The organism is Nonomuraea sp. NPDC059023 (assembly GCF_042740095.1).
Taxonomy (GTDB): Bacteria; Actinomycetota; Actinomycetes; order Streptosporangiales; family Streptosporangiaceae; genus Nonomuraea.
On sequence record NZ_JBHYIO010000039.1, the window covers coordinates 126,254 to 139,821 of the forward strand.

11 protein-coding genes are annotated in these 13,568 nt (G+C 70.8%); 5 read left to right on the forward strand and 6 right to left on the reverse strand.

Translation table 11 applies throughout. The features are described from left to right. Positions 1-3: 3 nt before the first annotated feature. Entirely contained in the window at positions 4-1,611 is a 1,608-nt protein-coding gene (locus ACFWYW_RS46360; protein ID WP_379617563.1) for a beta-N-acetylhexosaminidase, read from the reverse strand. Next, entirely contained in the window at positions 1,608-2,855 is a 1,248-nt protein-coding gene (locus ACFWYW_RS46365) for a Gfo/Idh/MocA family protein (RefSeq protein ID WP_379617561.1), read from the reverse strand. Before ACFWYW_RS46365 ends, ACFWYW_RS46360 begins: the two co-directional genes overlap by 4 nt. A 141-nt stretch (positions 2,856-2,996) precedes the next feature. Here ACFWYW_RS46365 and ACFWYW_RS46370 point away from each other — a divergent pair, with 141 nt between their 5' ends. After that, a complete protein-coding gene (locus tag ACFWYW_RS46370) occupies positions 2,997-4,169 on the forward strand; it encodes an ROK family protein (protein ID WP_379617559.1) in 1,173 nt (390 codons plus the stop codon). A gap of 296 nt (positions 4,170-4,465) precedes the next feature. On the opposite strand, the gene ACFWYW_RS46375 is transcribed toward ACFWYW_RS46370, so the two are convergent. Together ACFWYW_RS46375 and ACFWYW_RS46380 are read right to left on the reverse strand one after the other, a co-directional pair. Continuing rightward, entirely contained in the window at positions 4,466-5,431 is a 966-nt protein-coding gene (locus ACFWYW_RS46375) for an HAD-IIA family hydrolase (protein ID WP_379617557.1), read from the reverse strand. 417 nt (positions 5,432-5,848) lie between these two features. Beyond that, positions 5,849-6,271 (reverse strand): tetratricopeptide repeat protein, encoded by a 423-nt coding sequence (locus ACFWYW_RS46380; protein WP_379617555.1) that lies wholly within the window; start codon positions 6,269-6,271, stop codon positions 5,849-5,851. A gap of 155 nt (positions 6,272-6,426) precedes the next feature. On the opposite strand from ACFWYW_RS46380, the gene ACFWYW_RS46385 reads away from it, so the two are divergent. Further along, positions 6,427-8,256 (forward strand): DUF1015 family protein, encoded by a 1,830-nt coding sequence (locus ACFWYW_RS46385; protein ID WP_379617553.1) that lies wholly within the window; start codon positions 6,427-6,429, stop codon positions 8,254-8,256. Between the two features lie 15 nt (positions 8,257-8,271). Here the strand turns inward: ACFWYW_RS46385 and ACFWYW_RS46390 are convergent, their stop codons facing one another. Continuing rightward, the gene (locus ACFWYW_RS46390; protein ID WP_379617551.1) at positions 8,272-8,610 is read right to left on the reverse strand and encodes a single-stranded DNA-binding protein; all 339 of its coding nucleotides are present in this window, start codon (positions 8,608-8,610) and stop codon (positions 8,272-8,274) included. A 112-nt stretch (positions 8,611-8,722) separates the two neighbouring features. On the opposite strand from ACFWYW_RS46390, the gene ACFWYW_RS46395 reads away from it, so the two are divergent. Then, positions 8,723-9,649 carry an MBL fold metallo-hydrolase gene (locus ACFWYW_RS46395; RefSeq protein WP_379617549.1) on the forward strand — a complete coding sequence of 309 codons (927 nt, stop codon included), beginning with the start codon at positions 8,723-8,725 and terminating at the stop codon, positions 9,647-9,649. Positions 9,650-9,706: 57 nt separating this feature from the next. On the opposite strand, the gene ACFWYW_RS46400 is transcribed toward ACFWYW_RS46395, so the two are convergent. Then, entirely contained in the window at positions 9,707-10,801 is a 1,095-nt protein-coding gene (locus ACFWYW_RS46400; RefSeq protein WP_379617547.1) for a hypothetical protein, read from the reverse strand. A gap of 1,370 nt (positions 10,802-12,171) precedes the next feature. Between ACFWYW_RS46400 and ACFWYW_RS46405 the strand changes: the two genes are divergently transcribed. Continuing rightward, on the forward strand, positions 12,172-12,693 hold the full coding sequence (locus ACFWYW_RS46405; protein ID WP_379628264.1) for an SAM-dependent methyltransferase: 522 nt from the start codon (positions 12,172-12,174) through the stop codon (positions 12,691-12,693). A gap of 149 nt (positions 12,694-12,842) precedes the next feature. Continuing rightward, positions 12,843-13,253: a hypothetical protein gene (locus tag ACFWYW_RS46410; RefSeq protein ID WP_379628260.1), complete on the forward strand. Its 411-nt coding sequence runs from the start codon at positions 12,843-12,845 to the stop codon at positions 13,251-13,253. The last annotated feature ends 315 nt before the right edge of the window (positions 13,254-13,568 follow it).

Here is a 13,568-nt window from a genome sequence, read left to right on the forward strand (position 1 = left end):
TGGCTACGGCCATCGAAGGTTGGCCGTCCAGGCGGCGAGCTCTGCGTCGATCTCCGCCCGGGTTCGTGGGTGGCCCGGCGCGTCGGGGCGCCGTTGCCAGGGGTGCGGCCCGCCGGCCGGGCGATACTCCACGCCCAGCGCGTCCAGCCGCCTTTCGTGTACGGCGAGGCGGCCGAGGAAGTCCTCGAAGTCGCGCCCGTCGTTCCATACCGCCTCCGCGAACGCGGCCAGGCGGGGGAAGGCCATGTAGTCCAGCAGCCGGGGCGAGTCGATGTGCTCGGTCCACAGCGCCGCCTGCGCGCCCAGCACCCGCTCGCGTTCGGCGGCCGAGAGCCCGGCCGGCACCGGGTCGAACCCGTGCACGGCGCGCAGCCCGGTCACGCTGCCGATCGCGACCGGCTCCTGCTCGCCCTCGGCCTGCCGGAAGTCCAGATAGGTCTCGGCGAAGGGCGAGACCACCACGTCGTGGCCGGCCCGCGCGGCCATCGCCGCGCACGCCTGCCCGCGCCAGGCGGCCACCGTCAGTCCGGGCGGCAGCCCGCCCGCCAGCAGCTCGTCCCAGCCGACGGGCTTGCGGCCGCGGGCGATGAGGTAGTCGGTGAAGTGGCGGACGAACCAGCTCTGCAGTTCCTCGGCGTCGCGCAGGTCCAGCTCGCGGATGCGCTCCTTGGCGGGGACGCTCTCGTTCCACTGGCCCTTGGGCACCTCGTCGCCGCCCACGCACACGTACGGTCCGGGGAAGAGCTCCAGCACCTCGTCCAGGACGTCCTTGAAGAAGGCGATGGTGGCGTCGGCGACGTTGAGCACGTTCTCGCCGACGCCCCACTCGGTGCGTACCGGCAGGGTCGTGTCCAGGTTGCCGAGCTCGGGGTAGGCGGCGATGGCGGCCTGCGTGTGGCCGGGCAGGTCGATCTCCGGCACCACGGTGACGAAACGGTCGGCCGCGTAGGAGACGATCTCCCGGATGTCGTCCTGGGTGTAGTAGCCGCCGTGCGGGCGGCCGTCCCATCTGCGGTGCTTTTTCGCGCCGAGCGGGGATTCGTGGCGCCAGGCGCCGATCTCGGTGAGCTTCGGGTACTTCCTGATCTGCAGCCGCCAGCCCTGGTCGTCGGTCAGGTGCAGGTGCAGGACGTTCAGCTTGTGGGCGGCCAGCAGGTCGATGTAGCGCAGCAGGTCGTGCTTGGGCAGGAAGTGCCTGGCCACGTCGATCAGGCAGCCGCGCCAGCCGTACCGGGGACGGTCCTCGATCGTGACGGCGGGCACCTGCCACGGCCCGCGCGCGGTACGGCCGGCGCGGAAGGCGGCCGGGCCGAGAAGCTGGCGCAGGGTCTGGGCGCCGTAGAAGGCGCCCGGTGCGGTGGCGGCCTCGATGAGGACGCGGCCGGGGGTGGCGGTGAGGCGGTACTCCTCCTCCGCCATGCCGGGCACGTGGCGCATCTCGATGCCGCCGGGGCCCTCCGGCAGGGGTAAGCCGGTGGCGGGGACGAGCGCCTCGCGCAGCCAGGCGGCGGCGCGGGCCAGGGCGGGGTCGGCGGTGAGCGTGGTGGCCGGGCCCAGGCTGAAGACGCCCTGCCCGGGGACGGCGGAGACCGGCGCCGGAACGAGCGTCACAGGGTCACCACCGTGCCGGTTTCGCGGGCCCGTTCCGCCGCCCACACCAGCAGGTGCCCGGCGAGCGCGTCGGTGGCGTCGCCGCCGAGCGCGCTCTGGTCCCGGGTGGCCACGGCGTCCAGGAACGCCTCCACCAGGCCGCCGTCCCCGCCGCCGTGCCCGTCGGACAGTGAGGCGCCGCCGCCCGTGGCCTTGACGGTGTGCTCCTGGCCGGTGCGGAAGTCGACGACCCTGATCGAGGCGCCGTCGCCCTCGGCGTAGCCGTGCGAGCCGAAGATCCTGGTCTTGCGGTGTTCGAGCGGGGTGAAGGCGGTCATGGTGAAGGCGACCGTCGCGCCGCGGGCGAACTCCACGATCACGACCTGCTGGTCGACCACGTCGTTGTCGGCCGCGTAGACGCAGCGCCCGTACGGGCCCGTCTCCAGGGCCCGCGTGACCCCGGCCACGCTGGCGTCCGCCGTGACCGCGCCGAGCGGCCAGAACTCCTTGTGCGGGTCCCCGATCATCTCCATGTAAAACCGCTTCGCCGAGTACGGGCAGGCCGATTCGATCTCCAGCGGGCACGACACGCAGCGGTCGGCGGCGCCGGCCGGCCGGTTCTCGGGACGGAAGTGGATCAGGGAGCCGAAGGAGGCGACCCGGGCGGGCTCGTCCTCGACGACGTGCAGCAGCCAGTCGAGGTCATGGCACGACTTGGTGAGCAGCATCGGGCCGGATCCGGCCACGTCGCGCCACGCCCCGCGCACGAACGAGTGCGCCTGGTGCCACCACCCCACCGGCTCCAGATGCTGCACGCTGGCGATCTCGCCGAGCACACCGGAGGCCAGGACGCGCTTCAGCTCTCTCGTGTACGCCGTGTAGCGCAGCACGTGGCCCACGGCGAACACGACCCCGGCCCGCTCGACCGCCTCGACGATCCGGCGGGCCTCCTTCTCGGTCGGAGCCAGGGGCTTTTCCAGCAGCATGTCGTAGCCGAGCGCGGCGAAGGCGACGGCGGGATCGGCGTGCTGGTGGTCCTGGGTGGCGATGACCACCGCGTCGGCCAGCTTCGGCACCGCGGCCAGCTCCTCCCAGCCGGGGAAGCAGGCCTCCTCGGGCAGCCCGTGCTCGCGGGCCACGGCCGCGCGGCGCCCCGGATCGGGATCGGCCACGGCCACGACCCTGGCCCGGCCGGAGGCGGCCGCCGCCCTGGCGTAGATCTGCCCGCGCGCTCCGGCGCCGGCGATCGCGATGGTTACGGTCATCGATGTGTTTCACTCCGCGACTTATGTGGGAGTCCATAAATATTCATGGATGACCGGCCGTGGTCAAGCCCCAGGTTTCGATGTGGCAGAGACGTCGCTTGCCGTACATAATGAGGTTTCCATCAAAAAGGAGGCATCGACGTGCACGTCAGCGGTGGGGACCTGCAGCGGTTGCGGCAGCTGAACTCGCTCAGCAGCATCCGCGCCCTGCGCGACGCGCGCCGCCCGCTCACCCTCACCGAACTCGCCGCCCACACCGGGCTCTCCCGCGGCTCCATCGTCGACGTCGTCACCGACCTGCAGGAACGCGGCTGGATCGCCGAGGTCGAACCCTCCCCCGGCGGCATGGGCCGGCCCGCCCGCCGCTACCGCTTCCGCTCCGACGCCGGGCACGTCCTCGGCATCGACATCGGCGTGCACAAGGTCCTGGCCACCATCACCGACCTCAACGGCAGGGCCATCGCCAGCGGCCGCACCTCCGTCAGCCCCGGCACCCCGCGCGAGCAGCGCCTCGACGCCATGAACAGAGCCATGGACGCCGCCCTGATCGCCGCCGGCCTCACCCCCGCCCACCTGTGGGGCGTGGCCGCCGGCACCGTCGGCGTCGTCGACCGCGAAGGCGTCATCACCCGCGTCCAGGCGCTGCCCGACTGGGCCGGCACCGACCTCATCGGCCACCTCGGTGCCCGTCTGCCCTGCCCCATCACCATCGAGAACGACAGCAAGCTCGCCGCCCTCGCCGAACAACGCCTCGGCGTCGCCGCGGGCGTACGCGACCTCGTCTACCTCCACGCCGGCCGCCGCCCCGGCGCCGCCCTGATCCTCAACGGGCGCCCCTACCACGGCTTCAGCGGCGCCACCGGGGAGGTGGGACTGATGGAGATCACCGGTTGGAGTACCATGACCGACCACCTGGAATCCTGCCCCGCCGCCGCCGGCGCCCCCGCGGAGGACGCCGCCGCCCTCGTCTTCGGCGCCGCCCGCACCGGCGACCCCACCGCCCGCGCCGCCGTCGAGGCCTACGCCCGGGACCTGGCCCTGGGCACCGCGGCCATGGTCCTCACCCTCGACCCCGAAGTCGTGGTCCTGGGCGGCGGCTTCTCCCGCTCAGCCGACGTCCTCCTCGCCCCGCTACGCCACGCTCTGGCCCCGCACTGCCTGCGCGTACCGGAGATCCGGCCTTCTACGCTGGGCGAGGAATGCGTGGTTCTGGGGGCGGCCTGCCTGGCCTTGGACCACATCGACCACCTGTTCTTCTCCCCCGAAGGCGCCCTCACCCACCCCACGGCCCCCCAACGCCCCACCCCCGCCTAACCCGACCACCCCCGGGCGCCCAACCCCGACCCCCAACGCCCACCTGAACCAACACCCAGCCCGGCCTCTTACCCGGCGCACTGCCCCGACGCCCTCGACCCCGGGGTGCCTTCGACCACCCACATTGCCCAGCGCAGCAGCGCTTCGGACCCCCTGCGACCAGCCACGAATGCGGCCCGCCCAGCACCCGATCCCCCACCCAGCGTCTCGCCTCGCCTACGGGCATCCCACCACCGCGGCCCGTCCACCCCGGAGCCCCCGAGCCCGGTCGGCCGGATCCGCGCCGCTACCCCGTATCAGCCGGCCTGGAGGCGTTCCAGCACCGGCTTGACGCTGTCCTCATCCACACGCCCCGCCCCGGCCGCCGCCCAAGCCGCCTCGCAGGCCGTCCGGAGCCCGTCGATCCACGTCCCGTCACCCTCCAGGCGGAGGCTCCCGTCGACCCAGGTGGCCCGCCAGCCCCGCCGTACCTCGGGATAGTCCTCGCCCAGAGCCCGCAGATCCTCCGCGACGTAGGTGGGCCGATGCTCGGGCGGGGCCGTCAGCACATCGAGCGGACCCGCCACCCCCGTCAGCACCAGCAGACTGTCCACTCCCGCGTTGCTGGCCCCCTCGATGTCGGTGTCCAGCCGATCCCCCACCACGAGCGGCCGCTCGGCCCCCGTCCGCAGCATCGACTCCCGATGCAACGGCGGCGCCGGCTTACCCGCGTAGACAGGCTCAACCCCGGTCGCCGAGGCGATCACCCGCACCATAGCCCCGTTACCCGGCAGTTCCCCCCGCCCGGAAGGCATCGTGCTGTCCCCATTGGACGCCACGAACAGCGCCCCCTGCCGAACCGCCAAAGCCCCCTCAGCCAGCAGCCCGTACGACAACCCGGCCGCGATCCCCTGCACCACCGCCACAGGCTGGTCCGTCGCGGTCGTCACCACCCGAAGCCCCTGATCCCGTACGGCCAGCCGCAACCCCGTCCCACCCACCACCAGCACCCGCGCCCCGGGCTCGAACCGCTCAGCGATCAACCGAGCCGCCGCCTGCGCCGAAGTGACCACATCCTCCGGCTCCGCGGGCACCCCCAACTCCCGGAGATGCCCCGCGATGGCAGCGGGAGTACGCGAAGCATTGTTCGTCACATAAGCCAGCCGAACCCCCCGCCCTTTGGCCGCCACCAACGACTCAGCCGCCCCGGGCACGGCATGAGCCCCCAGATAGACAACCCCATCAAGGTCAAGCAGCAAGGTGTCGTACCTATCGACCAGCACCACATATCCCCTAACCCGCGACCAACACCGCCAGCGACTCTAACCCCCGCGCCTTCACCCACCCACAACCAGTTGTCCGCCCGCACACAGGAGAGCATCACAGCGGCACCGAAGGCGAAACCCAAGAACAAGCCCAAGAGCGAAACCCAAAACCCGAAGCCCGAGGTTCAGGGCCCAAGGCCCGAACTCCCGGAGCCCATGCCAAGAACAAGGCAGCAACCGTCAGCGACAGAGCCCGCAAGCACGAAACCCAGAGGCGCAGACCCCAAAAACCCTACGCACAGAGCCCAAGCTTCCCTTCGGCGGAGCTCCACCCCGTCAGAAGATCGGCAGCCACCCGCACACGCATCAAGCACCCGCGCAACGCCCAGCCCCGCCGGCCAAGCCGCCCAGAGAATCGGAACGCCACCGAACCCCTCACATAGCCCGCCGAGCCCGCAACGTCGCCCGCACATTCCGCAATGCCGTCACATAGTTACGCTCATCCGGCCGCATGGCCACAGCGATAGCCAGCGGCTCCTGAGCCGCCTCCATATCCCCGGTACGCCACAACGACAGCCCAAGCCCAAAATAGGCGTAATCCTCCGCCGGATTGGCATCCACAATCCACCGGAAGGTATCCGCGGCCTGCACGTACTGCCGCGAGTTGAACTGCGCCCGAGCCAACGCCTCCCGAATGCTGCGCGACTCCGGCTCAGCCGCCACCGCACGTTCCAGAAGCGACGCGGCAGCAGCCGGACTGCCCTCCTGAAGAAGCTTCACCCCACGCTGGTACCAGTCATAAACCTCACCCGAAGGCGCTCCGGGGGAATCATCAGGGACGTTTCTGCCTTGGATCATGCGTGAGGGCTCCTTCATCGAACGACGGCAGTTCCGCGCGATTCCCGGAGAGAACGGGCATCGCCGGGATATGGGGGCAACCCGGGGAAGACTCGGACCTCTATGGGAGCATGCCCGGTATGGGGACTCCTGAACTACCGGTGCCAGATGGGCTAATGCTGCGCCCCTTCCGCGGTGTCCGCTTCTCCGTGGACGACCCCGGGGCGGTCACCTCCCCGCCCTATGACCTGATCTCGGACGACGACGTCCAAGCTCTCCTGGACTCTCATCCCAACAATGTCGTCCGCCTCATCCTTCCCCGCGCCCCCGCCCACCTGGCCTCCCCGCCACCGGCCCCCGTCCCCGTCCCTCACACGTCCGCCCCCCAGGCCACACCCCAGCCGCCCTCCGCGAGCCCGCACAACACGGACGCCGAAAGCCCGCAGCCCACGGACGCCACAGAGCAGCACGGCGCGAACACCACAGTCCAGCCCGGCACGGCCCAAGCCTCCCTTCGCGCCTCCACCGTCGATGGACCCGCGGCCACCGCACGCCTCGACGACATTGGACAAGCTCCCACGCACCGCCCACACCCCAGAACACCGCCCAACCCCGAAGAGGCGGACCAGGCATCGGGAACAGGCCAGGACGCCGGTGAGTCCACCGATCACGAGCACAACCACGCCCCGAGGCAGGCCACACCGACGGCCGAGCACACCACGGCCCACCCGCAGGCCGAGACGCAAGACCGCCCGTCACCCTCCGCCCGCCGGTACGGCGCAGCCCGAGACGCCCTGCGCGCCTGGCTGGCGGACGGTGTGCTGGTCCGTGACGACCGCCCGGCCCTGTACGTCTACGAGCAGCAGGCCCCGGGCATGCTGCAACGCGGCCTGATCGGCGACGTCGGCCTGGCCGCCCCGGAGCAGCGCGTCATCCTCCCCCACGAGAACGTCATGCCCGGCCCCGTAGCCGACCGCCTGGCCCTCATGAGCACCACCCAGGCCAACCTCGAACCCATCCTCCTCCTCTACAACGGCAACGACCCCACCGCAGCCCCAAGCACACACTCAGACCCCAAGGACACCCCGACCGCCGGATACCGAGGCAGCGGAACGTCCGGCTCGGCCGCCCGGCAGGGCAGGGCGAGCCGCCTGGTCGACGAGGTCGCCACCACCCGCCGGCCCCTGGTGACCGCCCAGACCACCGACGGCGTACGGCACAGCCTCTGGGCCATCACCGACCGGGCCGAGATCGACGCCGTGAACGCCGACCTCCGCCACCGCCAGGCGCTCATCGCCGACGGCCATCACCGCTACGCCACCTACCGCGAACTCCAGCGCAACGAACACGCCCGCCGTACCACCACCCCCGCAACCCCCGCACCGGCGACCAGCCCGGCCGAGACCGACCAGGTGTCCGGCACGCAGGACCAGGACTCCGGCCCGTGGGACTTCGGGCTGGCCCTGCTCGTCGACTCCGACGCCTACCCACCGGACCTCAAGGCGATCCACCGTGTCATCCCCGGACTGCCTCTCGAAGAGGCGGCCGCCCGTGCCAAGGGCGCGTGGCGAGTCCAGGACTTCGCGGACCTGCCCTCCGGGCTGGCGGCGCTGCGGGAAGCACCCGAACCGGCATTCCTGCTGGCCGGAGAAGGTGGCGGCCATCTACTGACCGATCCGGATCCGGTGCAGTTCGCCCGTGCCATGCCGGCCGAGCGCTCGGCGCGGTGGAACGCGTTGAACACCTCCGTCCTGACGGAGTTCGTCATGCCCAGGGTGTGGGGCATGCGGGACGACGAGGTCGACGTCCGGATCGTGCACCACGACGCGCAGGCCGCGGCGGACCTGGCCGCCACCACCGGAGGCACGGCGGTGATCCTCAACGCGCTGGCCGTCGACGACGTGCTCGCGGTGGCGGCCGAGGGTGAGCGGGTGCCGCGCAAGTCCACGTCGTTCGGGCCGAAGCCGCGCACGGGACTGGTGCTGCGTACGCTGGACGCCGACTGATCCGGCCGGGGCGGCTCAGCATGCGGCCACCGCCCCGGCCTCGGGGACGACCGCCCGGGTGGCCGAGGCGACCTCGACTTCGTAGCGCCAGACCTTGGCATGCGACGGACCGTAGATGCGGCAGCGGATGGCGCCGCTGATCTCCATGCGGTCGCCGGACGCCAGGCCCTCAACGAACGCGGTGATATCAGGGTCGTACGTCACGCACCGGATCGTGTCCACGACCGCGCGCGGCCGAGGCTGCGGGCGGCGGACGACCAGGCGCCACGCCGTCTGCGTGTCGCCGCTCGGCATCTCCCTGTGCTCCGGTGCGCCGGACAGCTTGCCGGTCAGCTGGACGTCGTTGTGGTCCATCTCAGGCCTCCCTCGTCGGTGAACTGGCCGAGATCACTCTTTACGATGAGGGCATGGCCGGATCGGCTCGAACGCCGTTCTGGGGATTGTGGTGAACGACTCGGGAGTGCTTGTGGACAACATCACCGCCCTTGGCGGCGACGTGTACGAGATCGACACGAAGATGGCCGGATACTCCGGGATCACCGCAGGCTATCTGATCCTGGGTGACCGGCCATGCCTGGTCGAAACGGGCACCTCGACCTCCGCGCCGGTCGTGCGGGACGCGCTGGCCTCGCTCGGCGTGGGGCCGCAGGACCTCGCGACGGTCGTCGTCACGCATATCCACCTCGACCACGCGGGCGGAGTGGGGGACATGGCGAAGTACTTCCCGTCCGCGCAGATCGTGGTGCACGAGAAGGGCGCGCGGCATCTGGCCGATCCGTCGAGGTTGATGGCCAGTGCCCGGATGGTGTGGGGCGATCGGCTGGACACGCTGTTCGGGGAGCTGACCCCCACCGAGGCCGAACGCATCGTCGCCCTCGGCGACACCGGCGCCATCGACCTGGGCAACGGCCGCACGCTCAGCAGCCATTACTCCCCCGGCCACGCCAAACACCATGTCGGACTGGTCGATTCGGGCACCGGCGACCTCTATGTCGGCGACGCGGCCGGGGTCTACCTCCCCGAGACCGGCGACCTCCGCCCCGCCACCCCGCCGCCCGACTTCGACCTGGAAACGGCACTCAACTCGATCGCGCTGTTCGAGGCGCTGGGGCCGCAACGGCTGCTGTTCAGCCACTACGGACCGGTCGAGGCGGTTCAGGAGACTCTGGAGAGGTCCGCGGAAGAACTACGCGTCTGGGTGGACATGACGCGCCAGGCCCGTTCCGAGGGGATGGATCTGGATCACGCCGTCGCCATGGTCCACGAACGCACCAAGGAGCGCTACCTCGCGCTCAAGGCCGACGACGAGACGGCCGAGCAGTTCGAACTGCTCAGCGGCGCGGCCTCCAACGTCGCCGGCATCCTCCACTGGCTCGACCGCGTCTCGCCGTAACGGCGCCGCCCGCCGTACCCCAGAAGAATTCCACGGTACGGCGGGCGGCGCCGCAGGTCAGGACTCGGTCTTGCCGTCCTTGGGCTCAGGCGCCTCGTCGAGGATGTCACCGAAGTCCGGCTCGATGAACGCGGGCGTGATACCGGCCGCGGCCGGGGCCTCCTCGTCCGGCTTGTCGGCCCCAGGCTCTGCTTCGGCCACCGTCTCGGCTTCAGGCACCGCTTCGGCAACCGCCTCGGCCGGCTCCTTGGCATCGTCAGCCGCGGGCTCCTCCTCGACAACGTCGGCGGGCTCCTCCGCAGCCATGGGCTCGTCGACCTCGGCCTCGGGCTCATCGGCCGCCGGCTCGTCCACGGCCAAGGGCTCGTCGCCGCCCAGCAGGTCACCCGCCTCCGCGAACGCCGCCGAGTCGGACACCTCCTCGGCCTCGACATCGGTCTCGGCGTCGGCGTCGGCGTCGAGGTCCTCGTCGTCCTCCTCAAGGTCCTCGATGACCGCTCCGGTCAGCTCCGCGTAGCGCTCGGCCGCGTCCGTCTCGCCGTCCTCGTCGAAGGACATGGCCCGCGCGAACCAGTCCGTAGCCGCCTCGCCATGCCCGGCCTCGGCCAGCGCGTCCGCGTAGGCGAACGCCAGCCGCCCTGACCAGGGACGCGCCTGCGGGTCACGCAGTTCGGGAAGCCGCTGCAGCGTGATGACCGCGGCGTCGTGCTGCCCCAGGTCCCGGCGGGCCCCGGACTCCACGATCGCCAGCTCGATCCGCCCGGCGCGGTCAAGCCGCTCCGCTTCCGGCGAACGCACCAGGTCAAGCGCCCGCTCAGGCCGCCCGAGCCCGCGCTCGCAGTCCGCCATGACCGGCAGGTACGCATCCGACCCGGTCAGCCGCCGCGCCGCCCGCAGATCGCTGAGCGCCTCGGCGAAATGCCCGGCCCGGTAGGCCACGATCCCGGCGGCCTCCCGCACCACCCCGATCCGGGCCGCGAACCGCCGCCCGACCTTGGTGTGCTCGTAGGCCTGATCCGGATCGTCCTCACCAAGCGCCCGCTCGGCCGCGACCAGATGCCTGGCCACCAGATCCGCGAGGTCGCCGGGCAAGGCGCGCAGTTCGTCGCGTACCTCCTGGTCGAGCTCGTCCGCGGTGATGTCCGCCGGCATCTCGGGCAGCGGCTCACGCTCGCGCGTCTCCTCCCGCTCTGGCTTGCCGAAGCGCGCCCGCGACCCGCTGTCGCCGTCGCGCGAGAACGGCCGGCCAGGGCCGGAGTCACGCCGCTCCTCGCCGCGTGAGTCCCGCTCGTCACGGAATCCGTCGGTACGGCGGGGCCCCCGGTCATCCCGGTAGCCCCCCTCACGACGCGGCCCACGATCATCGTCGCGCCGAGGTCCCCGGTCGAACCCGCCCTCACGGCGGGGACCGCGATCGTAACCACCCTCACGACGGGGGCCACGGTCGTAGCCGCCTTCGCGACGCGGCCCGCGGTCGTAACCGCCCCGATCATCGCGAGGCCCACTGTCTCCACGCGGCCCGCGATCGTCCCGGCGGGGACCACCGTAACCGCCCTCACGACGAGGACCACGGTCATACCCACCTTCACGACGAGGCCCGCGATCATCGTCGCGGCGAGGTCCCCGGTCGTAACCACCCTCACGCTGCGGACCACGATCATCCCGGCGCGGACCACGGTCGTAACCACCGTCGCGCCGCCCGCCGCTCCCGAAGTCCGGACGCTCGGCGAACCCACGCTCATCCCGGTCCGGGAACGCCCGCCGCGGAGCATCGCCCTCACGACGCGGGCCACGGTCGTAACCGCCCCCACGCTGGGGCCCACGATCATCATCCCGGCGCGGACCACGATCGAACCCGCCCTCACGACGAGGACCACGATCGTAACCACCCTCACGACGAGGACCACGGTCATAGCCACCCTCACGACGAGGACCGCGGTCGTAACCGCCTTCTCGTCGCGGCCCGCGGTCATCCCGACGGGGGCCGCGGTCGTAGCCGCCTTCCCGGCGACCCTCCCGTCCCCGGTCGTCGGAACGGAACGGACGGTCGCCCTGGTTTCCGCGCGAGTCGCGGGAGCCGTACCCGCCTCTGTTTTCGTCTGGGCGCTTGTCTCCGTCGCGGGGGCTGTCGCCACGCCCGCTCTGTCCGCCGTCCGATCCGTTATCTCTGTTCACTTCTGGTCCATTTCGTTGGCTCACTCAGCGGACCCGTGTCTCACCCAACGGTCCACTGTGGCTGCCCGCACCGCGGGTCTTACGCGAAGAAGGCCACCCGTGGTGGGGTGGCCCGGCGCCTCCAGCCTAGCAAGCTCCAGCAGTTCACCGACCCGGGCCGATATTCGGTCGCCCCCAAAGACCGGCTCCACCAGGATGACGGCATGTCGCTACGCGCATACGAGATAGCCGAAGCCCGCAACCGCATCCTCAACCCTTTCACCGAAGACAAACTCGATCTCCTCGGCGAAATCTGTCACCCCAGCCCAGGGGCCCGGCACCTCGACCTGGCCTGCGGCAAAGGCGAACTGCTCAACCGTTGGTCCAGCCGTTACGGCGTACACGGCACCGGCGTCGACCTCAGCGAGGTCTTCCTCACCGCCGCCCGCGAACGCGCAAATGAGCTGAACGTCACTGACCACGTGCAATTCATCCACTCAGAAGCCGCCACCTACGCAATAGGAAAAGGCCGAACGGAGCGCCCACGACATCGTCTCCTGCATAGGCGCCACCTGGATCGGCAACGGCCTCACCGGCACCTTGGACCTCATGCGCCCGCTGTTGCGCCCAGGCGGCCTGATCCTGGTAGGCGAGATCTTCTGGAACACCACGCCGCCCACGGAAGCAGCCACGGCTCTGGGCATCGACAACCACACCTGCGTCTCACTGGCCGCGACCGCCGAACGCATCGAGCGATCCGGCTTCGAACTCCTCGACATGATCCTGGCCAACCCCGACAGCTGGGACCGCTACACCGCCTCCCAATGGTGGACGATCAGCGACTGGCTCCGCGACAACCCCGACGACCCGGAAGCCTCCGCGATGCGTGACTTCCTCCGCCAATGCCGAACCTCCCATCTCGAGTACGGCCGGCAGTACCTCGGCTGGGGCGTCTTCATCCTCCGCCCAGCCATACCTTTGCCCAACCCATAAACCAGATCTCCCCACATTCTCCCCACATCAGGGGATATATCCCGACATGGCAACTGCATCCACGCACCACGGCCCAGCCTTCCGACAGGAATCCGGCTGGCTGACCTTCGCCGGGATGCTCGGCGTCGTGCTGGGCGTCTTCAACGCCATCGAAGGCCTGATCGCCCTGTTCCGCAACGACTACTTCATCACCCCGGCCGGCCGCCTACTCGTCTTCGACTACACCACCTGGGGCTGGATCTGGCTCGCGGTCGGCATCCTGCAGATCGCCGCCGGCGCCGGCATCATGGCAGGCCAAATCTGGGCCCGCGCGGTCGGCGTCTTCCTCGCCGCCCTGGCCATGATCGGCCAGTTCGCCTTCGTCCCCGCCTACCCGGTCTGGTCCATCATCAGCATCGCCCTCTGCGTAGTAATCATCTACGGCCTGATAGCCGCCCCCCGCAACGCCACCGGATAAGTACGCCCGCCGCCCCTACGCCGAAGCGGCGGGGAGCCGAGGCTCAAGGGGCACGCCACGCCCCGGCAGAGGGCGAGAGGGACGCGGCGCGTGAACCGGGGCGAGTGGTGCCCAAAGCATCGGACACGCGGCCGAACGCCCACGGCGACCGTGCGAGGCGGCCGCGTAGTGAACGTGGTCTAGGGGAACGCAAAAAAGGGGCCCGACCGGATTGGTCGGGCCCCTTCTCCTCTTGCATGTTTTGTGCGGCGGTGACCTACTCTCCCACACCCTCCCGAGTGCAGTACCATCGGCGCTGGGAAGCTTAACTTCCGG